The 22,421-nt window shown below is 72.8% G+C and carries 15 protein-coding genes; 6 read left to right on the forward strand and 9 right to left on the reverse strand.

Annotation, left to right across the window (positions count from 1 at the left end):
* Window positions 1–3: 3 nt before the first annotated feature.
* Entirely contained in the window at window positions 4–1,389 is a 1,386-nt protein-coding gene (locus NQZ70_RS28905) for a DUF1552 domain-containing protein (RefSeq protein WP_129581636.1), read from the forward strand.
* Window positions 1,390–1,464: 75 nt separating this feature from the next.
* Here NQZ70_RS28905 and NQZ70_RS28910 read toward each other — a convergent pair whose 3' ends face one another.
* The 6 genes from NQZ70_RS28910 to NQZ70_RS28935 form a co-directional block, all read right to left on the reverse strand.
* Window positions 1,465–2,433 carry an ABC transporter permease gene (locus NQZ70_RS28910; protein ID WP_129577089.1) on the reverse strand — a complete coding sequence of 323 codons (969 nt, stop codon included), beginning with the start codon at window positions 2,431–2,433 and terminating at the stop codon, window positions 1,465–1,467.
* 5 nt (window positions 2,434–2,438) lie between these two features.
* Entirely contained in the window at window positions 2,439–3,494 is a 1,056-nt protein-coding gene (locus NQZ70_RS28915) for an ABC transporter permease (protein ID WP_129577090.1), read from the reverse strand.
* Entirely contained in the window at window positions 3,491–5,059 is a 1,569-nt protein-coding gene (locus tag NQZ70_RS28920; protein ID WP_129577091.1) for a sugar ABC transporter ATP-binding protein, read from the reverse strand. The genes NQZ70_RS28915 and NQZ70_RS28920 overlap by 4 nt, the downstream gene beginning before the upstream one ends.
* A 33-nt stretch (window positions 5,060–5,092) precedes the next feature.
* A complete protein-coding gene (locus NQZ70_RS28925) occupies window positions 5,093–6,265 on the reverse strand; it encodes a sugar ABC transporter substrate-binding protein (protein WP_129581637.1) in 1,173 nt (390 codons plus the stop codon).
* A 446-nt stretch (window positions 6,266–6,711) separates the two neighbouring features.
* Window positions 6,712–7,497 carry a PHB depolymerase family esterase gene (locus NQZ70_RS28930; RefSeq protein ID WP_237244148.1) on the reverse strand — a complete coding sequence of 262 codons (786 nt, stop codon included), beginning with the start codon at window positions 7,495–7,497 and terminating at the stop codon, window positions 6,712–6,714.
* 539 nt (window positions 7,498–8,036) lie between these two features.
* Window positions 8,037–8,369, reverse strand: coding sequence for a hypothetical protein (locus tag NQZ70_RS28935; RefSeq protein ID WP_129577093.1), 333 nt, complete (start codon window positions 8,367–8,369; stop codon window positions 8,037–8,039).
* 429 nt (window positions 8,370–8,798) lie between these two features.
* Here NQZ70_RS28935 and NQZ70_RS28940 point away from each other — a divergent pair, with 429 nt between their 5' ends.
* Window positions 8,799–9,392: a hypothetical protein gene (locus NQZ70_RS28940; RefSeq protein WP_129577094.1), complete on the forward strand. Its 594-nt coding sequence runs from the start codon at window positions 8,799–8,801 to the stop codon at window positions 9,390–9,392.
* A 481-nt stretch (window positions 9,393–9,873) separates the two neighbouring features.
* Window positions 9,874–11,082 carry a hypothetical protein gene (locus NQZ70_RS28945; protein ID WP_129577095.1) on the forward strand — a complete coding sequence of 403 codons (1,209 nt, stop codon included), beginning with the start codon at window positions 9,874–9,876 and terminating at the stop codon, window positions 11,080–11,082.
* A 54-nt stretch (window positions 11,083–11,136) separates the two neighbouring features.
* Here NQZ70_RS28945 and NQZ70_RS28950 read toward each other — a convergent pair whose 3' ends face one another.
* Window positions 11,137–12,678, reverse strand: a complete 1,542-nt coding sequence (locus NQZ70_RS28950) for an FAD-dependent oxidoreductase (protein WP_237245684.1) — start codon at window positions 12,676–12,678, stop codon at window positions 11,137–11,139.
* 170 nt (window positions 12,679–12,848) lie between these two features.
* Between NQZ70_RS28950 and NQZ70_RS28955 the strand changes: the two genes are divergently transcribed.
* A complete protein-coding gene (locus NQZ70_RS28955) occupies window positions 12,849–14,555 on the forward strand; it encodes a protein kinase domain-containing protein (protein ID WP_129577096.1) in 1,707 nt (568 codons plus the stop codon).
* Between the two features lie 183 nt (window positions 14,556–14,738).
* Window positions 14,739–19,898: a translocation/assembly module TamB domain-containing protein gene (locus tag NQZ70_RS28960; RefSeq protein ID WP_129577097.1), complete on the forward strand. Its 5,160-nt coding sequence runs from the start codon at window positions 14,739–14,741 to the stop codon at window positions 19,896–19,898.
* 28 nt (window positions 19,899–19,926) lie between these two features.
* On the opposite strand, the gene NQZ70_RS28965 is transcribed toward NQZ70_RS28960, so the two are convergent.
* Complete coding sequence (locus NQZ70_RS28965; protein WP_129577098.1) at window positions 19,927–20,424, reverse strand: hypothetical protein; 498 nt, start codon at window positions 20,422–20,424, stop codon at window positions 19,927–19,929.
* A 78-nt stretch (window positions 20,425–20,502) separates the two neighbouring features.
* Here NQZ70_RS28965 and NQZ70_RS28970 point away from each other — a divergent pair, with 78 nt between their 5' ends.
* Window positions 20,503–21,261: a class I SAM-dependent methyltransferase gene (locus NQZ70_RS28970; protein WP_129577099.1), complete on the forward strand. Its 759-nt coding sequence runs from the start codon at window positions 20,503–20,505 to the stop codon at window positions 21,259–21,261.
* A 19-nt stretch (window positions 21,262–21,280) separates the two neighbouring features.
* Here the strand turns inward: NQZ70_RS28970 and NQZ70_RS28975 are convergent, their stop codons facing one another.
* The gene (locus tag NQZ70_RS28975; protein ID WP_129577100.1) at window positions 21,281–22,339 is read right to left on the reverse strand and encodes a hypothetical protein; all 1,059 of its coding nucleotides are present in this window, start codon (window positions 22,337–22,339) and stop codon (window positions 21,281–21,283) included.
* Window positions 22,340–22,421: the final 82 nt, after the last annotated feature.

Here is a 22,421-nt window from a genome sequence, read left to right on the forward strand (position 1 = left end):
GGGATGAATCGGCGCGCGTTCCTGCGCGCCGGCGGCGTCGCCATCGCCCTTCCGTTCCTCGAGGGTCTGCCGTCGCGCTCCGCCTGGGCCGCGGACAACGCGCCCGTGTTCAGCCTCTACATCGTGGCGGCGTGCGGCGTGGTGGGCAAAAAGTTCTTCCCGGACCAGACTGGCCCGCTCACGACCGCGGGGCTCGGCGCCATGACGGACAAGGCGACGCACGTGCTCGCGCCTCACGCCGCGAACCTGCTCTTCATCCGCGGCATCAACTTCCCGATGGGGGGCCCCACCAACTGCGGCCACGCGCAGGGCCTGTGTCAGTCGCTCACCGCGCGCCCGGCGCAGGGCGGCGGCAAGACCGCATCCTCGGGCGGCGTGTCCGCGGACGTGGTCATCGCCCAGCTGGTGAACGAGGGCGGCGCCGAGCCGCTCACGCTGTACGCCGGCAACCGCAGGAACGGGTACATCGCCGAGCGCATCTCCTTCAAGGGCGGTGGCGCCGGGCAGGTGCGCTCGGCGGATGACAACCCGTACGCGCTCTACGCCAAGCTCGTCGGCCTGGCGGACAGCGGCGGCGGCAGCGGCAGCGGCAGCGGCGCGCAGCTCGCGGAGGAGCTCCTCCGCAGCCGCAAGAGCGTGAACGACTTCGTGAGCGAGGAGCTGAACAGCCTGATGCGCATGTCGGCCCTGAGCGCCGCCGACAAGCACCGCCTCCAACAGCATTTCGACTCCATCCGCGACACCGAGGTCACGATGGGCGAGATGGGCGGGGCCTGCACCCAGGCGGGCCTCGCGACGTCGAAGCTCGAGGCGCTCAAGGGCGGCCTCGCGTTCAAGACGGACGGCATGATCGAAGACGTCGCGAAGCTCCACCTCGAGCTCGTGGCGCTGGCGTTCGCGTGCAACTTCAACCGCGTGGCGACGCTGCAGCACGGCGACGGCACCGATCAGACCAAGTACGCGGTCCCGTCGAACGCGCAGCTCGGCTGGCCCTTCCACCACATCAGCCACCGCGTGCAATCGGACGCGGCTTCGGGCAACAACCCGACGGCCGAGCAAGCGCACGCCGAGATCGACGTGCTCCGCATGCAGACGCTGCTCCACGGCCTCGATCAGTTCAAGGCGCGCGACCTGTTCGACAAGTCCATCATCATGTGGACGAACCACGTCTCGGACGGCCCGTCGCACAGCTTCCGCAACGTGCCGACGATCATCGCCGGAAGCGGCGGCGGCTACCTGAAGCAGGGGCAGTACATCGACGCCGGCAACGTCACGAACAACCGCCTCTTCAACGGCCTCATCGCCGCCGCCGTCCGGGACAAGACCGAGTGGACGGAGAACTTCGGTGAGGGCCAGGGCTCCGGGCCGATCGACGGCATGCTCGCCTGAGCGCCGTCGCCGGACGGTGAGCCTCGCTGCCGACCGGGCTGGCCACCTCGACTTGGTGGCCGAGCCCGGTTCGGCTCATCGTCCCGCCTGATGTTGTCGTCCGTAGACCAGCAACATGGCGATGATCACGGCACCGTAGATGATCTGACGGCCGGCCTCGGGCATCTGCAGCACGCTGAGCATGCTCTGGAGCAGCACGATCAGGATCGTGCCGAGGACGGTGCCGAGGTACGTCCCGCGCCCGCCCATGATGTTGGTTCCGCCGATCACCACCGCGGCGATGGCCGGCATGAGGTAGTCGTTGCCCATGGCCTGGTAGGCCTTGTGCGAGAAGCCTGCCAGCAGCATGCCGGTGATGGCGGAGCACACGCCGCACATCACGAAGGCGCCGATCAGCACCAGGTGCGTCCTGATGCCCGACAAATAAACGGCCTGCTCCTGGTTGCCCACGGCATAGATGTAGCGGCCGAGCGTGGTCTTCTTCAGCACGAAGGTGCCGACGCCGCCGACGAAGATCCAGACGAACAGCGAGTTCGGGATGGAGAGCGTCTTGCCCACGGCCAGGACCTCCATCCACTCCGGCGCCTCGCTGCGCGGAGCGAAGCCGCCGGTGTAGAGCACCATCAGCCCCTGAAGCACGGTGTTCGTGCCCAGCGTGAAGATCATCGACGGCACGCGCAGGTAGGCGACGCCGAGCCCGTTCACCAGACCCGCGGCGGCGCCGATGGCCAGGCCGCAGGGCAACGCGGCCCAGCCGCCGAGCCCTGCGGCCAGCATGGCGCTCGAGGTGAGCACCCACGGCAGCGAGAGATCGATGTGACCGAGCAGGATCACGATCATCATGCCCGTGGCGGCCACGCCCAGGAAGGCGGCGATCTGCAGCTGCTGCAGGATGTAGTAGGGGCTCAGGAAGCTTAGCGTGCCCTGGGTGATCAGCGTGCCGACCGAGCCGATCACGAGGATGACGCCGATCGACAGCAGCGCGTACCAGGTCGGCTTGTCGATCTCGCCGAAGCGGATCTTGAAGGAGCGGAGCTGTTGCATCGAGCTCACCTGAAGACGTGCAGCCGGTTCTTGACGCGGACGACCCAGAGCGCGCCGAGGCAGACGGCCGCGAGCAGGATGAGGCCCTCGAACAGCGGCTGGTAGAGCGGGTTGGCGAGGAAGCCGAGCGCCGAGCCCTCGTTGAAGACGCGGAAGTTGAAGGCGACGGAGCGGAGCACGAGCGCGCCGAAGAGCGATCCTATGGCGCCGCCCATCCCTCCGTAGAGCGAGGTGCCCCCGATCACGACGCTGGCGATGGAGTTCAGCGTGTAGGAGCCGGCTTGTGGGATGTCGGCGTTGCCCGACGTCGTCTGCAGCGCGAGGTAGAGGCCGCCGACGCCGGCGAAGAACCCCGACAGCGTGTACGCGGCCAGCTTGACGCGCTCGATGCGGACGCCCGACATGTACGCCGCCTCCTGCGACGCGCCGACGGCGTAAGCGCCGAGGCCGTAGCGGGTACGGCGGTAGTAGGCCCAGAGCAGCGCGAGCAGCGCCATCCAGATCGCGGGCGACGGGATCTCGCCGACGAAGCTCAGCGCGCCGTCGAGGGGGGCGGCGCCCGCAGCCTGCAGCAGCTCGTTGAGATCGAAGGTCGCCGCGAACGCCAGATCGCCATCCACCTGCCCGCCGGGCGTCGGTCTCAGGAACAGCGCGATGCCGATGAAGATCGTCCCCGAGGCCAGGGTGGCGATGATCGGTTGCAGGCGGCCGTACACGACGAGGCAGCCGTTGAGCAGGCCCGCCGCCATGCCCACGGCCAGGCACAGCAGGATGCCCAGGAAGATCTCGAACGCGCTGCCGGCAAGGACGTGCGAGGCCACGCAGTTGACGAGCGTGATCACCGCGCCCACGGACAGATCCAGGCCGCCGGTCAGCACGGGGATCGTCTGGGCCATGGCCGCCGCCACCAGCACGAACGACTCGTTGGCGTTCTGCCCGACCAGCGACGCGCTGAAGCCCTTGGGATGGGACAGCGAGTAGAGCCCGTAGAAGAAGATGCACAGACCGACGGCCACGAGCAGGCCCTGGTTCTGGCGCAGGCGGAGCTTCCAGTCGTTCATCGTGCCTCTGATGGCGCGCGCTCGGCTTCGGGCTTCGCGCGCTCAGGCCCGCCGCGCAGACCGAGGGCCAGGTCCAGGATGTTCTTTTCGGTGATATCGGGCCCCACGAGCTCGCCCTGCACGCGGTGCTGGTAGAGGACGAGCACGCGGTCGCAGCAGCCGATCAGCTCGTCGTAGTCCGTGGTGTAGAAGAGGATGGACGTGCCGCCGTCCGCCAGCTCGCGGAGCAGCTGGTAGATCTCCTGCTTCGTACCGACGTCGATCCCGCGGGTGGGGTCGTTGAGCATCAGCAGCCGCGGCTCCGTCATCAGCCACTTGGCCAGCACGACCTTCTGCTGGTTGCCCCCGGACAAGGATGACACCGGGTGGTCGAGCGACCCGATCTTGATCTGGATGCGGCGCACCATCTCGTCGATGCGCGCGGCCTCGCGCTGGCGGTCGATCACCACGCCGCTCGTGAGCTTGTCGAGCGAGGCCAGCGACATGTTCGTGCCGATGGCCATCGGCAGCATCAGGCCCTCGGTCTTTCTGTCTTCGGGCACGAGGGCGATGCCGTGCGCGCGGTCCTTCGCCTGGCGCGGGCTCGTCAGCTTGACCGGCTTGCCGTCGATCTTGATCTCGCCGTGCAGGTCCTTGAGCACACCGAACAAGCTGAGCAACAGCTCGCGCTGCCCCTGGCCGTCGAGCCCGCCGATGCCGAGGATCTCGCCCTTGCCGAGCTTGAACGACACGTTCTCGAGCTGCCGCTCCCAGCTCAGGTCGCGCACCTCGAGCAGCGTCTCCGGGAAGCTGCGCGCCGCCGGCTTCGGCGGGAAGACGTGACCCATGTCACGACCGATCATGAGCTCCACGATCTGATCGTCGCTGCGCTGGCCCTTGGCGAAGGTCTCGATGTGCCGACCGTTGCGGAAGACCGACATCACGTCCGCGAGCTCCTTGATCTCGTGCATGCGGTGCGAGATGTAGAGCATGCCGACGCCCTGGGCCTTGAGCTCGGCCAGGAGGTCGTAGACCTTCTTGACGTCGCTGTTGGTCAGCGCGGAGGTGGCCTCGTCCAGGATCAGCAGCCGCGGGTCCTTGCCGAGCGCCTTCGCGATCTCGACCATCTGGCGGCGCGAGAGCGGCAGGTCGCTCACCCAGGCGTTCGGGTTCACGCCCTCGCAGCCGACGCGCGCCAAGAGCTCCTCGGCCCTGCGGACCTGCGCCCTGCGATCGATGAGCCCCAGGCGGCTCGTCGGCCTGGTGATGCCGATGTTCTCGGCCACGGTCAGCGTCGGCATCAGGGACAGCTCCTGAAAGACGCAGACGATGCCGGCGGCGTTCGCCTCGATCGGGTGGCCGAACCGGACCGGCTCGCCGTGGAGCAAGAGCTCCCCGGCGCTCGGCTTGACCACGCCGCCGATGATCTTGATGAGGGTGCTCTTGCCCGCGCCGTTCTCGCCGAGGATCGCGTGCACCTTCCCCGCCTCGCAGGCGAAGTCGACGCCGCTCAGGGCGGTGACTCCGCCGTAGTGCTTGGAGACGGCCCGGAGCTCGAGAAGCGGAGGGCTCACCGTTTCGGTCATGATGCTGGGGCGCCGGGGGGCGCTACTTCACGTCTACTTTACGTCGGATTCCGACTCGTTCATGATCTTCACGCCCGAGATGTTGACCCCGCAGGGCGGGAACTCGTTGGGCGTGAAGAAGTTGTCGGAGAGCTGGGAGAAGAAGTTCTCGCCGTCCTTCAGCGTGGTGTGATCCGCGGCGGGGATCGGCACGGAGATCATCTGCGGCAGCACCTTGCCTTGCAGGCCCTCGAGCGCCGCCTTCATCGCGATGGCCGCGAGCCCCGGCGATTGACCGAGCGACAGGCCCTTCATGCCCTGTTCGTGGTGCTTCGCGATCAGCTTGCGCACGCCGTTCTCGGCCTCCGTGGCGACCGGGATCGGCTTGTGGCCGGCGTCGAGCAGCGCGCGGACGGCGCCCGTCGAGCCGCCCTGCGCGAAGAGCGCGTCGAACTGGCGGTGCACGGCCAGCGCGTCGGCCACCGCCTTCTGAGCCTTGCCGTCGTCCCAGCTGCCGACCACCTCCACGATGGTGTAGCTCTTCCCCGGCGCTTCCATGACCTGCCGGAAGCCGTCGTGGCGGTCGCGATCGACGGAGTTGCCCTGCAGCCCGCGGACCTCGAGCACCTTGCCCTTCCCGCCGAGCTGCTTGTCGAGGAACTCCCCCCACTGGCGCCCCATCGCCAGCTGGTCCTCGTTGACCTGCATGACCTTGTCCGTGTCGAGCACGTTGTCGAACGGAACCAGGACGACGTCCTTCTTGTCCGCGAGACGGATCACGCGGTCGAAGCCGTCGGGGCTGACGGCGAGCGTGACGATCCCGTCGAAGCCTTGGTTGATGAAGTCCTCGATCGCACCGAGCTGGGCCGCGACGTCGGTGCCGGTCGACACCACCTTGAACTCCTTGATCAGCGGCGCGATGGCCGGGTCCTTCGCGAAGGCCTTGGCCGTCTTGACCATCTGGATGCGCCAGGCGTTCCCGACGTAGCCGTTGACCAGCGCGATGCGGAACGGCGGCGTCCGCGCCTTCCACTGCAAATACTTTGTGTCCTTCTTCCACGGCGCGAAGCACTCGGGGTTGAAGCCGGGCCCTGGGACGACCTTGGGCCCGTGCCCGCTCGGCGCCTGCTCGGCGGCGGCGGCGCTGGCGGACCCTTCTGCGACCTGAGTGCTGTCGGGCTTACCTTTGCAGGCAGAGAGACCCAAGAGCGCGAGCGCACAGCTCAACACCGCCGCTGCGCGCCGCGCCGGTCCACGAGACTTCAACGGGCCAATCAACATCGTGCCGCCACCTTTCGAGCCAAGAGACGTGGTCAGATAGAGGCCTCTCCGGCCCATCCCATGTCGTCACGCCCTCGCCCTCGCGAACTACGAGCGCGAGGTCCGCGTGACGCCGCATTGTTCACGGCAAAAGCGCTGAAGCGCAAACTATTAGCATTTGGCGAGCGACGGTGTCGCGCGTCATTCCGGGGCACCACGCGGATTTCGCGATCGGCCCCGGAATCCAGTGACATGCTCGGCGAGGCTCGTGACGTCTACCACTAGAGCTTCTGGTTTAGAGGGGCCCAGGAAATCCAAACGCGATCCGAAAGTCAAGATCATCGCGGCGGTCGTCCCGTCGTACAGCCACGCTGCACACAGTGCGCCCCGCGCCTCCGGGCCCCTCGGGATCCTCAATAGGTCGAGAACAGGCTCCAGAGGAACTTGGGCGCGAACCCGGGCCAGCCGTGATTCGTGTTGCTGTAGTTCGGGTCTCCGTGCAGGCACCAGTAGACCGGATGGTCCTCGTCACAGCCCTGGTACATGACGCAGTTCGAGAGGTCGTCCGTGTATCCTTCGACCGGCGTCGTGCTCGCCTCGCAGTGGTTCAGCGCGGTGTAAAAGTCGCGCGTCTTCGGGCCGTTCTCCGTCCCGACCACCGAGTCGCGCTTTCCGTGAATGACGACCGACGTGACCTGTCCGGTACACGCTCGGGTGCCGGCGTTGAGCGGATACTGGCGCACGTCCTTGGTGGCGCACGGGCCCACCGCGCGCAGCTTGTCCGCGTGCTCGCAGCCCAAGATGCTCGAGAAGTCGCCGCCCGAGCTCTCGCCCGCCGCGAACACGCGCGCCTTGTCGATGCAGAAGTTGTCCGTGATCTGCTCGTAGAACGGCTGGAAGAAAGAGACGTCGTTCGCTCCCCAGCCCGAGCCGGAGTTGGCCGGATGTGGGTAAACGCGAATCCAAGCCTCCTTGGGGCCGGTCGCCTCGAAGCCCGCGTTCTGTTCTGCCCAGCTGATCGGGTTGCCCGTCGGGTTGAACATGATCATCGCCGGATACGGCTTGCTGGCGTCGTAGTTGGTCGGCAGCTTCACGTAGTACTGGTGACCCGCCACGGTGAGCGGGCTCTGCGCGCTGCCCGTCTGCGGATTGGCCTTGTTGCAACCCGTGCTCGGCTGCGGGGGGGCCTTGCCTCCCATCGAGCCGCCCGAGCCACCGACTCCTGGCGAACCACCGCTCCCGCCCATTCCTCCCTCACCGCCCGCGCCCGCTCCACCCGCGGACGCGCTGCCGTCGCCGGTCGTCGTGGTGCTCCCGCCGGTCGTGGCGCCGCCGCCGCTGCCAGAGACGGCGGCCCCGCTCGTCCCGGCTTGAGGGTCGTTGCCCGGCGGATCCGCGCCGTCGTCGCTGCAAGCCGAGAGCGCGCAAGCGCCGACCAGCGCCGCGCATAGTGTGGTTCGAGCGAAAGTAGGTTTGTTGTTCACTTGAATACCCAAGCGTGTTTTCGCCCTCACCGGCGGCGTTCCGCGAGGCGCGCCCTCAGCGTGAGGTCGTTTCCAGTTGATTGAACGATCGGAGGCCCCCGACGAAGCTCGATCTCCGCTCGCCGCAATCGCGGCGAGGCGCACATTGTGAGCGCTCACATCGTTGATGTCAACAATTGTCGGTGTGACCGCGGGTATCCTAAGACAGAGCCCGAAGGAGGACAATGCTGGCGGGGCTCCTCCGGAGCGCCGCGTCAAGAGAGACGAGCGCCAAACCGCGGTCCCTGCCGGAGGATCGCCGGCTCTTCCCGGCGAAAGCTCGCGCGCGCTCCGAACGGCAGCGCCCTCGCAATCATCCACTCCAGGCGGCATCGATCGGCCGCGATCGGGACGAAGCGCAGGACGATCCGGCGCGCGGCACCGCCCAGCCAGCGGACCTCGACGCGGTCGGGGAGCTTGACCTGGTCCCAGCGGTGCGCCGCGAAGCGCTCGATGCCGGGCACGGGCGGCGGCGGGCCGCCGCGCCCCGCCTCGCCAGAGGCGGCGCCCGGCGCCATCCCTCGCCCGCGGTCAGCGTCAAGCGCCAAGTCGCCCCCGGCTGTGACAGACCACGTCCGACCCCGTCCACGCGGAGAGCGCGCCCCGAGGACTCCAGTTCTCCACAGGCTTTCTCCACAGGAAGTGCCCAGGGGCAACAGTTGGATTCTGTCGATTACCATCGCGGCGCGCGCCTCCTCTCGTCATGCCCCTCGCGGGGCCTGGCCGAACCTCGCGCGCACGGCCGAGCCGGCGTCCGAAGGTCGCCCATAAGTAACTGAATTTGCTGAAATTTTTCGCACCCGCACCGCGGCCGTCCGACCCTGACAGGTTGGGACAATGTCCGTCCGATCGATCCCTTTTCGGACGGGTCGAAGATGGCTATCCATGGTAGACATCAAAAACGCGGCGCGACGGCGTGTCTCTCGCACGACGCGTGTAAATGGCGCGCCGGAACGCTTCGTTTTGGAGGAGACTTCATGGAAAAGATCTCGCTCACGTACTTTGTCGACTTCGTTCTCAAGGCCGGGACGCCCAAGCTGACCGGCGTCAGGGAGTTCAAGGAGCGGAAGGACGAGCTCCACACGGACTTTTACAGGCAGGTGCGAGAGGCGATCGTCGACATGCACAGGAGCGGAAAGCCCACCAGCGTGCTCGACGGCTTCCTCGCCGCCCAGCACGACGAGCGGCGTCGCCGCATCTACCCGTCGGTGGTGAATGGATATCGCAAGTTCCTCGCCTCGGCGAAGATGACGTGGTTCGAGCCGCCGGCGTCGACGTACCGCCTCGGCGATCTCGAGATCAACGTCAATCCGGAGCTCGGGCTCGTCATCGACGGGACGCCGCACGTGATCAAGATGTATTTCCGCGGCGAGCCCCTGTCGTCGAAGCGCGTGTCGGTCGTGCTGAACCTCTTGATGAACGGCCTCGCCGAGAGCACGCCGGGCGGCGCCTTCGCGGTGCTCGACGTGCGGAACGCCAAGATCCACACCTTCAAGGTGCCGAACCCGCGGCTCAACCTGCTGCTCCGCGGCGAGGCGGCCTCCTTCGCCACCATCTACACGGGGCTGTGATCGGCGCCGCGGCGGCGCGCATCGCACCACGTCATCTCCCGGCGTCCACCGGGCCCGGGGCGCCCACCGCGCCGCCGGCGTCGCCGCGCCCTCCGCCGCTCATCCCGGCGGAGGGCGCGGCGCCCGCGCCCGCCCAGCACCGGGGCCCGCCCGGGCGGCGGCCCGGGCGGCGGCCCGGGCGGCGGACGAGGTGGCGAGCGATCGCTGCGATGCCGCCATGCGGCGTCGCAGCGACGCCGCGGCGCCGTCACGCCGCAGCAGCAGAAACCTGCAGTGGCGCGACCCGCGAGGGCGCCGCACAGGCAATCAGCTGTAGGAGATCTACGCCTCTGGCCACATCGCAGCACGCACAAGCAGAGCGAAAATGACCGATTCCGTGAAAGAGAACTACGATCAAGCCGGTAGCTTCAGTTATCCTCAGTCTGCCATGGACCGTCGCGCGCAGATCACCGCAACCCCGCTTCATGTACCCAGCATTCTTGTGGTCCTTGATCCGGCGTGGCCGGCGCTCTTCAGCCTGTGCCTCGCGGTGGCGCCGGGCTGCGGGGTGCTCCTGCACCGCTGCGACGCGGCCACGGCCGCGACGATCGCCGCCGAGCGGCGGCCGCTCGCGATCATCCTGTCGAACAGCGTCTACGCGATGGATCCGGCCGAGTTCGACGCGCTCGCCCGGGACGTCCACTCGACGCTGCTGCGGCTCGACGAGGAGGTCAGCGAGCGGGAGCTGGAGGCGATGCTGAGCGGCGCGCTGCGCGAGACGCGCGAGATGAACGCGCAGCGCGAGGCGGCGCGGCGCGACGAGGGCAGCGGGCGCTACACGGTGATCGGCGCGCAACGCAGCGAGACCGTCGGCGCGATGAGCGCCGTGGACGCGCGCGCGGCGTCGCGGCCGGGCGCGAGCGCCGATCCCCGGCTCGCGCCGCGGCAGCGCGATTCGTCGCCGGGGCCGAGCACGATGCCGCCGCCGTCGTCGCGCACCGCCGCCCCGCCCTCGGTCCGGCTGCCGCTGCCGAGCCACGCGGTCACCCCGGTGCCTCCGTCCAGCGCGCCGCCGTCGTTCCGCTCCCCTCCCTCCGTGCGCTCGGCGCCGCTGTCGTCGCGCGCGCAGGCGCCTGCATACGCCTCGGGCGTGCCTCGCTCGGTTCCGCCGCCCGCCTCGCGCCCGCTCTCGAGCCTGCCGCCTGCCCATCCGGTCGTCGCGAGCGCCCCGCTGTCGGTCCCGCCCCCGTCCACCCGCGCGGCGGCCGCCTCGGTGCGCGCCGAGCTGCGGTCGAGCCCGCCTCCTTCGACCCGCGCGGTGCCGAACGCGCCGCCGCCGTCGTCGCGCGCGCCGGGGGGCCCGGTGGCGCGGCGGCCGACGCCGATGCCGCCGTCGAGCTCGCAGGCCGGGCCGCCTTCCTCCACGCGGACGCTGCCGAGCCCGCCGTCCGTGCGCGGCGTGTCCAGCTCGCCCGCCTCGGTCCGCTCGAGCTCACCCGGTCGGCTTCCGGGCACCGAGCCCCCGCCGTCGATCCGCACGATGGGACCGCTGTCGGCCCGCCTGGCCCCGCCGTCCTCGGTGCGCCCCGAGCTGTCGCCGCGCTCGGGCGTGCGGGAGCGGGGCAGCGAGGAGCTCGACGCCGTGTTCGAGGATCAGAAGCTGCCGCTCGACGCGCTCGCGCGCGGCAACCGGGGCAGCTCGACGCGCTGACACGCCGGGGCGACGCCGTCCGGCGAGCGCAGGAGCTCGCCGGACGGCGTCGACCTACCCGCGCGGGCGCGCGACCCACGACACGGTGGAGGCCGCGACGCGCCCGAGCAGATCGCCGGCGATGTCGAGGAGCGCCGGGGGCGCGGGGGCGCCGAGATCGCGGCCCAGGTCGACGAGGATGCGATCGACGCACTCCATCGCGCTCGAGGCGGCGAGCTCCATGCCCGCGCCGCGTCCGCCGGCGGCGCGCCCCGCGAGGTAGAGCCCCCGCACGGGCGTGTACACCGCCGGCCGCGCGCGGCCGACCTGGCCAGGCGTCTGCGCGGTCCCGGCCGCGGGCTCGCCGCCCGGACCGCACGCCGGCGCGCGCTCGTCCCCGGGCGAGCCATCGACGAAGACCGCCTCGGAGAGCAGGCCGGGCACCGCGCCGGCGAGCGCGCGCAGGAGCTCGTCGACCGTCGCGGGGGGCGCGCCGGGCGAGGCGCCGCCGCTCGCGCCGGACACGGCGCACGCGCAGAGGAGCTCGTGCCCGGGCGGCGCGAGCGACGGATCGAAGCGCGTCGGCGCGACGCAGTAGAACGGCAGGGCCGGCGCGCCGCTGCCGCCGCCGAGGCCGGCGAGCGCGCCCGCCGCGGCGAGCCGCCGGCGCAGCCCGATCTTCACCTGGACCTGCCTCGGCAGCGGCGTCAGCGCGCGGGCGCGCGCCACGTACGCCTCGGGGAAGTGCGGCTCGCCCACGAGCTCCGCGACGGTGGACGCGACGCCGGCCGTGCTCACCACGATGCGCGCCGACAGGATCGTCCCGTCCTCGAGCTCCACGCCGCGCACGCGCCGATCGCGCACGCGCACGCGGCGCACGGCCGTGCCCGTCCGCACGGCGGCGCCGAGCTCGCGGGCCAGGCGGCAGAAGACCTCGGGGACCCGGGCCGCGCCGCCCTCGGGGTAGCTCTGCCGTCCGGCGCGGGCGAGCTGGCGCAAGGCGAGGAGCGCCTCGCCGGCCGACGCCTCGGACCCGGGCAGCAGCAGCGGCAGGCCGAGCAGCCCGCCGAGCCGGGCCGCCGCCGCGGCGCGCGGGAGGAAGCGGGCCGCGTACGCCTCGGCCGTCACGTCGTCGCACGCGGCCAGGTCCACGTCGCGCATCGCGGTCGCGTGCGCGAGGAGGCGCGCGGCGCGCGCGGCCTCCAGGGGCGTGAGCTCGAGGGCGCGCGCGAGATCCAGCGCGGTCGCGGCCAGCCGCCGGAGATCCGCCGGGAGGGCGACGCGGCCGCCGCGCGCAGCCCCGGCGTGGGCGCCGCGCGCGGCGCCGGCGAAGCAGAGCGCGGCGGGCTCGCCGCTCTGGCGGAAGGCGATGGCGTCGCCCTGGCCCACGCGGCGGAGCACGTCGCCGAGCGGGCCGTCCTCGCCCCGGCAGAGCATGTGCGTGCCTGTATCGACACGGAAGCCGTCCCTCTCGACCGCCGCAGCGGAGCCGCCCAGGCGGCGCTCCTTCTCGGCGAGGAGGGTCGGGATACCGGCGTGCGACAGGAGGAGCGCCGCGGCCGCGCCGCCGACGCCCGAGCCGATCACCACCGCGCGCAAGGGGACCTCGTCGTCCATCACGTCGCGAGAACATAACGCGGCGAGCCCGCGCGCGGCGTATCGCCCAGCACCGTCCGGCGTCGCGCGGAATCTCGCCAAGGAGCGCGCGGAGCGCGAGGCGCGCGGCGAGCGTTGACCCTCGAGAGCAGCCGCCCGTAGAGTGTAGCCTTGCAGCCGACGTGCCCGCCATGAAGACCTGCCCGCAGTGCCACCAGCGCTATCCGGCCGAGAGCACCTTCTGCTTCATCGACGGCTCGTCGCTCGTCTCCGAGAAGGACCCCCGCATCGGGATGTCGATCGCGGGCCGCTACGTCATCGAGCAGGCGCTCGGGATCGGCGGGATGGCCACGGTTTACCGGGCCTACAACAAGCTCATCGGCACGCCGTGCGCCATCAAGATCCTGAACCGCGAGTTCGCGCAGGACACGACGACGCGCGAGCGCTTCCGGCGCGAGGCGCGGCACGCGCAGCGGCTCGCGCACCCGAACATCATCGAGATCTTCGATCAGGGCGACACCGACGACGGGCTGCCCTTCCTCGTGATGGAGCTGCTCCAGGGGACGAGCCTCGCCGACGTGGTGGAGCGCAGCCGGGTGCCGCTCGCGCGGGCGCTGCCCATCTGGGTGCAGATGGCGCGCGCCCTCGGCCGCGCGCACGACTTCGACGTCGTGCACCGCGACCTCAAGCCCGAGAACGTGTTCCTGCTGAAGGGCGACTGGGTGAAGCTCCTCGACTTCGGCATCGCCCGGTGCGCGCAGGACGCGCGGCTCACGAACCTCGGCGAGATCTTCGGCACGCCGCAGTACATGGCGCCCGAGCGCAGCACGACCATCGACGCGGGCCCCCCGGCCGACCTCTACTCGCTCGGGGTCATCATGTTCGAGATGATCACGCAGCGGCTGCCGTTCGACGCGCCCGATCCGGCGAGCTGGATCCTGAAGCACCTGAACGAGCAGCCGCCGCACCTCCAGGAGCTCGCGCCGGAGATGCCCGACGCGCTCGACCGCCTGGTCAACGCCCTCATGGCGAAGGACCCTTCGGCGCGCCCCGTCGACGCGTACCGCGTGCTCGCGGAGCTCGAGGAGATCGCGGCGGCGAGCGGGATCGCCCTCCCCCCGCCGCCCGAGGCGATGCCGCGCGACTCGGCGGTGCGCTCGCGCGGCGCCGGGCGCGATCCCTGGGTCAGCCGGCTCGATCTGTTCGAGAAGATGACGGCCCGCGCCTTCGGCGCGTCCGCGCCGGCGGAGATCCAGCGGCAGCTCGAGGGGCTGCGGGGCCTCGTGCGGGAGCACGTCGAGCTCCGCTCGAGGGCGCTCGACGAGCAGCGGCGCCTCGAGGGCGTCGCCGAGGAGTGGCGCGACGGCCGGCTGCAGATCGGGCGGGCGATGGACGCGCTCACCGTCGACGCCTCGCTCACGCGCGAGGAGGCCCGCTCGTTCCGCGCCAGGGTGGCGCCGCTCAACGCGGCGACGCAGGCGTTCGTCCCCGCGGTGCTGAGCGCGCACAAGGAGGCCGTGCGCTGGGAGGGCCGGTGCGGGTTCGCCGAGCCTTACCTCGAGCTCGCCGCCAGCTACCGCCGGCTGGCCGAGCTCGTCGAGGGCTGGTACGCGTCGCGGAAGGCGGATTACGAGGCGGAGAGCGAGGCGATCGCCCGCGAGCACGAGGTGGCCGAGGTGGACGCGCAGATCAAGAAGCTGCGCGAGCGCCTCGAGGAGCTCGATCGACAGCTCGAGGCGCGGCGCCGGGAGTCCCAGGAGCGCATCGCCGAGATCGGGCGCAGGGCCGATCAGCTCGACGCGGAGCTGCTCCACCTGGCCAGCCGCTTCTGCGCGCCGCTCCGGTCCAAGCCGGAGCTCGGCACGCTCTTCGTGGAGCTCGAGCGGCTCGCCGGCTGAGCGCTCCGGTCCGGCGCGCCCCGGACGCGCCGCCGGCGGCGGGCGGATCTCCCGCGCAGCGCGCCGATCCGGCGCGGACGCGCGCGCCGGGATCGCGCCGGCGCCGCAGCAGGCCTCCGTTGCCCGGTGTTGCGCCGCGCGCCAGCACAGTCGCCGCGCTCCGCGCGTACTAAGCTACCCCACGTGACGCCCGCCCCCGCAGAAGAGCCGCGGCGCCCCTCGCCGCGCGCGCCGGGACGCATGCGCCGCGCCGCGTCCGCCGCGGCGACGGCGCTCGGGCTGGCCCTTGTGTTCACCGGCGCCGCGGCGGTCGGCGTCGCGCTCCACCTCGACACGCCCGCCGCGCGCCGCGTCGCCCGCGACGCCACGAACCGGCTGCTCGGCTCGCTGTTCTACGGGCGGATCGTCGCCGACGAGATCGACAGGCTCGGCCTGAACGGCGTGCGGATCCGCTCCGCGGTCGCGCTCGACCCGCGGGGGAACAAGGTGATCCGCGCGAGCGGCATCGCGGCGCGCGCCGACGTGCTCGCGATCGTCCGCGGCGCGCTCCTCGGGACGGGCGCGCTCCGCGTCGAGCTCCCGTCCATCCGGGTCGAGCAGATCGAGGTGCTGGTCCAGGACAACGGCGCCGGCGGGGTCACCCTGGGCGACACGTTCGCGCCGCTGCCGCCGAGCCGCCCGCCCTCGTCGGCGCCCGAGGCGCCGCCGCGCGAGGTCGTCGTCGCGCTCTCGCGCATCGAGATCGGGCGGGGGTGGGTCCACGGGCAGCTCGCGCCGCCGCGCGCGCTGGACGCCGACATCAGCCGGCTCGTCGGGTCGGTGCACATCGGCCCGGACGGCGTGGCGCTCGACGTGGACCAGACCGGCCTCGTGGACCGCGCGCTCCTGCCCGCCCGGACCGCCGGCACGGCGAACTACCACCTCCGCGCGGGCGAGAAGGTCCGGATGTGGAGCAGCTTCGCCGGACGGCTCGCCGACGTCGAGATCACCGCGCGGGCCGTGCTCGACGACGATCACCTCGAGGCGCACGCGAGCGTCCCGCGCGCCACGCCGGAGCAGCTCCGGAGCCTCGTGCCGGATCACCCCCTGACCGAGCCGGTCGCCGCGCGCGTCGCCCTGAACGGCCATCTCCCCCAGCTCGACGTGGCGGCCTCGTTCTCGGCGGATCCGGCCGGCCCGGCGGGGGGCAGCGTCGCCCTGGCGGGGCGGCTCGACGTGACGGGGCCCGTCCGGCTCGACGCCGACGTGCAGGCGCGCGACGTGGATCTGCGGCTTTTCGGCGTGCGCCTCTCGTCCGATGCGACGGGCGACGAGCGCGGCGCGGCGCCCTCCAGGACAGGCGCGGCGTCCACCCGGACAGGCGCGGCGTCCACCCGGACAGGCGCGGCGTCCACCCGGACAGGCGCGGCGTCCACCCGGACAGGCGCGGCGTCCACCCGGACAGGCGCGGCGTCCACCCGGACAGGCGCGGCGTCCACCCGGACAGGCGCGGCGTCCACCCGGACAGGCGTGGCGCCCGCCCGGACAGGCGCGGCCGCGACCAAGACCGCGCCGGGGACCGGCGGCGCGCCGGAGGAGGCGGCGACCTCGATCACCGCCGACGGCCGGGTGCGCGTCGAGCTCGGCGACGAGCTCCGGCTCGCCGTCGAGGCGCGGACGGAGCCGACCGAGCTGCTCGGCGAGCGGGTGCCGGCCGCGGACGTCCACCTCGTGCTCGACCGCGGCGAGCTCCACGTGCGGACGCACCTCCACGAGCCGGGCGCGCCGATCGACGCCGCCGTCTCGGTCCTGCCGGGCGGCCAGGGCATCCGCTTCGCGGCCACCGCCGACATCCCGGCGATCGCCGCGGCCCCGCGCCTCGCCGGGCCCGTCGACGGCGCCGGCCGCGTGCGCGTCGAGGGGAGCCTGCGCGACGGAGCGCTCGACGCGCACGTCGAGGGCGCGTTCGCCAGGCTCCGGGTCGGCCCGGACGTCGCGCTCGCCAGCGCGCGCTTCGCGGGGCGGGTCACCGGGCCGCTCGACACGCTCGCGGTGAGCGGCTCGCTCTCCGGCCAGGAGGCGCTCGCCGGCGGCCACACGTTCGACGAGGTCACGGCGCAGATCTCCGGCCCGCTCGCCGCGCCGAAGCTCCGCGCGACCGTCACCGACGGCGACGACGCCCTGGACGCCTCGGCCCGGCTGAGCACCGCCACCGGGGCCCTGCGCGGCGTCGAGCTCCGGCTGAAGCGCGACGGCGCCGTGGTCGTCGGGAAGATCGCGGCCATCGACCCGTCGGCCGGAGGGCTCGCCGTCGATGGGATCGAGCTCGCCTCCGCCGAGCTCGGCTCGCTCAAGGGCCAGCTCGCGGTGCGCGGCGACGACGTGACCGGGCGGCTCCAGGGCGACGACATCGACGTCGGCCGCCTCGCGCGGATGCTCGGGATCCCGCTCCGCGTGCGCGGGCGCGCGGACGTCGACGTCGCGCTCGACCAGGACCGCAACACCGGGCGCTCGGGCCACGTGCGGCTCGATCTCACGGGCGGCGAGGTCGCGTTCCTGTCCGGCGTCTCGGCGCACCTCGCCGCGACCTTCGAGCGCGACCAGCTCAAGGCCGACGGGCTCGTGCGCATCGACGCGGCGGCGCCGCAGCCGGCCGGAGGACGCGCGGGGAACGATGCGTCGAACGGCGCGCTGCCGCGGTGCCCCGGCACCCTCGCGAGCGTGCGGGTGTCCGGCGCCGAGGGCACGCTGAAGGGGCCCCTCCTGCGCGCGGAGACGTGGGCCGGCCTCGTGGGGCAGGCCGAGGTCGCCGCGGACGACTGGGACCTCGGGTGCCTCGCGCGGCTCATGCCGATCGCGCACGTCGTGAGCGAGGTCCGCGGCAAGCTCACGACCCGCTTCCGGGTGTCGCGCGCGCCCGGCGAGGCGTTCCCCTCGCTGCACGACGTGCTCGTGCGGACGCAGGGCCTCGCGCTCGCGGGGCCTCACCGCCTCGGCGCCGAGCGCCCGGCCTGGGAGTCGCGCTTCATCGACGCGCAGCTCAAGGGCTCGCTCGACGGGACGACCGGCAAGGCCGAGGCCGCGCTGACCCTGTACGACGGCGGGCTGCTCGCCGACGCCTCGGGCTCGGTCGACCTCGACCTCGCGGCGCTCGCCGGTCCGCCCGCGGGCCGGTGGCCGTCGCTCCTGCGCTCGCCCATCGCCGCGCAGGTCTCCTTCCCGCGGCGCCGCGTGGACGAGCTGACCACCCTCCCCTCGTTCGTGCGCGACGCGCTCCCGCCCCTCGCCGGCGAGCTGCGGATCGACGCCTACGCGGGCGGCACCCTCGCGCGCCCGTCCCTGACCGCGCGCACCCTCTGGTGGGGCCTCACGTACGCGCCGCCCGGCGCGACGGGCGCGACGGATCTCCTGTTCCCCACCGATCTCGACGCGTGGCTCACGTACGACAGCGAGAAGGCCACGCTGGACGCGCACGTCACGCGCGGCCCGGACGAGATCGCGACCGCGCGCGCCGAGGTGATCGCGCCGCTCGACCGCCTCCTCGCGGCCCCCTCGCCGCGCGCGCTGCGCGGCGCGCCCCCGCCCCCGGCGTGGACCGGTCGCTTCCGCGCGACGCTGCGCGACGTCCCGCTCGGCGAGATCCCGCTGCTCGGCGACAGCGGCATCGGCGGGCGCGTGAGCGGCGAGATCGAGATGCGCGACCTCAACGTCGCGCCCGCGCTCACCGCGCACCTCGCGCTGCCGGGGGTCACGATCGGGAGCGACCTCGCCTTCGAGCGCGGCGTGCTCTCGCTGCGGATCGATCCGAAGCGCGGGACGGACCGCGGGCAGCTCCGCGTCACCGAGCTCGCGCTCGAGGGCCCGCGCGGCGGCAAGCTCCGGGCGAACGCGTACGCCAGCGTGCGCTTCCGCCACGGGTTCCTCCCGGTCCCCGACGGCGAGCACACCGACCTCGCCCTCTCGGCGGAGCGCTTCCGGCTCGCGGCGCTGCAGCCCCTGGTCGGCGGGCTGCTGAGCAAGATCGACGGCACCCTGGACGGCGACCTGCGCGTCGAGCTCGGCGGCGCGTACGGAGACGACGGGGGCAGCGTCCGCGCCCAGCTGGAGGTCCGCGACGGGGTCGTGCACATCCCCGAGCTCGGCCAGGAGCTGCGCGACGTCGGCGCCCGCATCACGGCCGGCGGCGGCGTCGTCCGGATCGAGGGCCTGCGCGCGGCGGGCTCCACCGGGCTGGCGGAGGGATGGGCGCTCCTCCGGCTCAACGGGCTCGCGCTGCGCGACGGGGCCGGGGCGCTGACGATCGCCGACGACCAGGCGCTCCCGCTCACGCTCGAGGGGGTGCCGCTCGGGACCGCCTCGGGGTCGCTGTCGTTCATCGCGGAGAAGAAGCCCGGCGAGCTCGCGCTCTACGCGACGGTCCCGAGGCTCCGCCTCACGCTGCCGGCGACGAGCAGCCGCGACGTGCAGCCGCTCGGCGACAACCCCGACATCTCCGTCTCCCACCCGCTCGGGCCGGAGAAGCAGAAGCGCGCCGCGGACGCGCTCCGCTACGCGATGACGTTCGACGTGCACGACGCGGCGGTCAGCGGCGCCGGGCTGCGGCTCTGGCTCCGGAGCGCCGAGGACGCGCCGCCGCGGGTGGTGATCGGCGAGGACGTGCTCGTGTCGGGCGGCATCGTGATCACGCGGGGCGCGCTCGAGATCTACGGCAAGACGTTCGAGATCGAGGGCGGGCGCGTGCGCCTGCGCGAGGAGGATGCGTCGAACCCGCACCTGAACGCCACGGCGCACTGGGACGCCCCGGACGGCACGCGCATCCACGTCGCCTTCAACGGCAACCTCCGGCCCATCACCGAGCGGTCGCTGCGCTTCACCTCGAGCCCGCCGAGCTCGCAGCAGGACATCCTCGCGCGGCTCCTGTTCGGCGCCGATTTCTCCGAGGGCGCGCAGGCGGCGGGCGCCGAGACGCCCGCGGGGCTGGCCGCGGGCCGCGTCGCCGCGTCGGTCGGCAGCGAGCTCGCGGCGGCGCAGTTCAACGCGCTCCTGAGCGGCATCGCGCCGCTGCGCGGGCTGTCGACGCGGTTCGGGACCACGGCGGACGGCACGCTGCGGACGAGCCTCGTCTACCGCCTGAACGACGACCTGACCGCGCAGGCCACCTTCCAGGAGGGCGCGGTGCGGGGCACCACGACCAGCGACAGCGGGCCGACCCCGGGGGGGACGGCGAGCGAGCGCGGCACGCGCACCGAGGTCACCATCGACTGGCGCTTCGACGAGCACTGGACGCTCCGCGGCACCGTGGGCGTCGACGCGCGCCAGGCGACCTCGGGCATGCTCGACCTGCTCTGGCAGTACCGCTACTGAGCGGCGCGCGGGGCGCCTTCGCGCCGCGCTACCCCGCGGCCCGCGCGGGCAGCCGGATCTCGCGCCCGCCGACGATGAGCGTGGGCGGCTCGGCCTCGACGAGCAGCGGGGCGAGCTGCGACTGCGCGTGGCGCGAGAAGCGCGCCTCGAGCGCGCCGCCGCGGGCGCGCGCGTACACGACGCCGTCCTCGCCGAGGGAGAGCGTCGCCGGATCGAGCGGCTCCTCGGTCCCGTCGAACAGGACCAGCGTGACCGCGCCGCCGTCGCCGATCCGGAGCGCGTCGACGAAGAGCGGGGCGTCGTCGGCCTGGAAGTAGCACCAGTCGTAGCCGTTCGAGAGGATCGGACGGCCGTCGTCCGGGTGCCGCGCGATCCACGACCTCAGCCCACGCTCGAGCGCGGGGTGGTCGACGCGGGCGCCGTCGTGCCAGAAGCGGCCCTCGCGATCGAGCCGGATCGAGCTCTCGCGGGACGTTCCTGGGGGCGGCGCGAACCGGAAGAAGTCAGGATGGTCGCCGGGCTTCATGGGTCACCTCGCAGGAGAGATGCGGCCCGGCGCGGCGCCGCGCAAGCCGCGCGCGCCGGGGAGTACTATAGCGAGCCCATGCGATCCCAGACGGACGAGGCCAAGGCCGACGAGCACCTGCGCGCGACGCGGGCGTACTACGACGAGTTCTCCGCGCGCTACGAGGACCGGCGCGGGGGCCGCGACGTCGGCGGCTACCACGATGTCGTCGACGCGCTCGAGGTCGACTTCGTGCGGCGCTTCGGCGAGGGCCGCGACGTGCTCGAGGTCGGGTGCGGCACCGGGCTCCTGCTCGCGCGGATCGGCGCGTTCGCGCGCTCCGCGCGCGGGGTCGACCTCTCGCCCGGCATGCTCGATCGCGCCCGCGAGCGCGGCCTCGACGTCGTCGAGGGGAGCGCGACCGCCCTGCCCTTCCCCGACGAGAGCTTCGACGTCGCCTGCTCGTTCAAGGTGCTCGCCCACGTCGAGGACGTGCGCCGCGCGCTGTCGGAGATGGCGCGCGTGGTGCGTCCCGGCGGGCACGTGATCGCCGAGTTCTACAACCCCTACAGCCTGCGCGGGCTCGTGAAGAAGCTCGGCCCAGCGGGCGCCATCAGCGACCGGACCCGCGAGAGCGCCGTCTACACGCGGTTCGACGCGCCGCGCGCCGCCGCCGCCCTGATGCCGGAGGGCGTGCGCGTCGTCGCCTCGCGGGGCGTGCGCATCGTGACCCCGTTCGCGGCCGCGATGCGCGTGCCGGGCCTCGGCCGGCTCCTGCGCCGGGCGGAGTGGGCGCTGTGCGACACGAGGCTCGCCGAGCTCGGCGGGTTCTGGATCGCCGCCGCGCAGAAGGCGTGAGCCGCGCCGCCGGCCCCGGTCAGAACCGGCCGAGGAGCCCCGCGTACAGGCCGCCGGGGAGCGCGGAGATCGTCGGCGCCGCGGTGAAGCCCGGGGGCGGGGGCGGCACGCGGCGCGTGCGGAAGGAGACCCGCTCCGGGACGAACGTGATCTGCGCGTGGGCGATCCCCGCCGCGACGAGCGTCGCGAACGTCCCGAAGGCCACGCGGTTGACCGCGGCCGCGGTCTCGATCCGGCTGTTCAGCGCGTCGATGTCGACGGCCTGCGCGGGGGTGCCCGGCGCCCTGGGCCGCGGCGTGACGTCGACGTTCGTGTAGCTCGACAGCGCCAGGGCCGACACGATCGACGTCCCGCCTGCGACCGCCTGGCTGACCAGGAAGAACCAGCCGAGCCCCTCGTCGCCGTTCTGGAACTGCCCCACCCCGAACGGCAGCATCGCGATCCAGCGGGAGCTCTGCGCCACGACCCGCTCGCGCCCGGCGAGCCGGTGGAGCTCGGCGATCCAGCGGCGCTCGTCGTCGCGGCCCCGCTCGATCCGCAGCCGCTCCGTGCGCTGCGCCTCCGCCTTCTGCCGGGTCATCTCCTCGATCCGCGCCCGGATGCGCGCCCGGACCGCGGTGAACCGGTCGATGACCTCGGGCTGGAACACCGCCGGGTTCGGCGAGTACACCGGGTTGTCGAGGAGGATCTGCTCGATGTAGGCGTCGGCCTCGCTCGTGCGCCGCAGCGCCACGAGCGCCGCGGCGGCGAGGCCGCGCGCCCGCTCGACCAGGGCGGGATCCGAGATCCGGCACGGCTTGCCCTCGACCTCGGTCGCGCCGCGGTCGCAGGGCGGGGTCGCGGGGTCGAGCATCGCCGCGAAGCGGCTCACGGCCTCCTCGTAGTGCCCGGCGTCGAAGCGCGTCTTGGCGAGCTCGAACTGCTGCATGTCGTCGGCGGCCGCCGGGCCCACGCAGAGGAGCGCGAGGGCGCCCGCGGCGGCCGCGGCGAGGCGCCGCGGCGCGAGCAGGGCGCGGCCGCTCCCGACCGATGGGAAGCGAGCGCCGGGAGATTTCCCGCCTGGAGTTCGCGCAGCCATGCGGAGGGGTGCGCCGTGATGTAGCGGAGTTTGGGCGGGGATGCTGAGATTTCCGGAGCTGACGCCGCAATGATGGCGTCGC

This window comes from Sorangium sp. So ce836 (genome assembly GCF_028553905.1).
GTDB lineage: Bacteria > Myxococcota_A > Polyangia > Polyangiales > Polyangiaceae > Sorangium > Sorangium cellulosum_D.

What these genes read in the sequence shown, in the direction of transcription:
- NQZ70_RS28910 (WP_129577089.1), bottom strand. Translation starts at nt 2,433, where the DNA reads ATGCAACAGCTCCGCTCCTTCAAGATCCGCTTCGGCGAGATCGACAAG.
- NQZ70_RS28915 (WP_129577090.1), bottom strand. Translation starts at nt 3,494, where the DNA reads ATGAACGACTGGAAGCTCCGCCTGCGCCAGAACCAGGGCCTGCTCGTG.
- NQZ70_RS28950 (WP_237245684.1), bottom strand. Translation starts at nt 12,678, where the DNA reads ATGGACGACGAGGTCCCCTTGCGCGCGGTGGTGATCGGCTCGGGCGTC.
- NQZ70_RS28940 (WP_129577094.1), top strand. Translation starts at nt 8,799, where the DNA reads ATGGAAAAGATCTCGCTCACGTACTTTGTCGACTTCGTTCTCAAGGCC.
- NQZ70_RS28920 (WP_129577091.1), bottom strand. Translation starts at nt 5,059, where the DNA reads ATGACCGAAACGGTGAGCCCTCCGCTTCTCGAGCTCCGGGCCGTCTCC.
- NQZ70_RS28965 (WP_129577098.1), bottom strand. Translation starts at nt 20,424, where the DNA reads ATGAAGCCCGGCGACCATCCTGACTTCTTCCGGTTCGCGCCGCCCCCA.
- NQZ70_RS28970 (WP_129577099.1), top strand. Translation starts at nt 20,503, where the DNA reads ATGCGATCCCAGACGGACGAGGCCAAGGCCGACGAGCACCTGCGCGCG.
- NQZ70_RS28955 (WP_129577096.1), top strand. Translation starts at nt 12,849, where the DNA reads ATGAAGACCTGCCCGCAGTGCCACCAGCGCTATCCGGCCGAGAGCACC.
- NQZ70_RS28975 (WP_129577100.1), bottom strand. Translation starts at nt 22,339, where the DNA reads ATGGCTGCGCGAACTCCAGGCGGGAAATCTCCCGGCGCTCGCTTCCCA.
- NQZ70_RS28905 (WP_129581636.1), top strand. Translation starts at nt 4, where the DNA reads ATGAATCGGCGCGCGTTCCTGCGCGCCGGCGGCGTCGCCATCGCCCTT.
- NQZ70_RS28930 (WP_237244148.1), bottom strand. Translation starts at nt 7,497, where the DNA reads ATGGGAGGCAAGGCCCCCCCGCAGCCGAGCACGGGTTGCAACAAGGCC.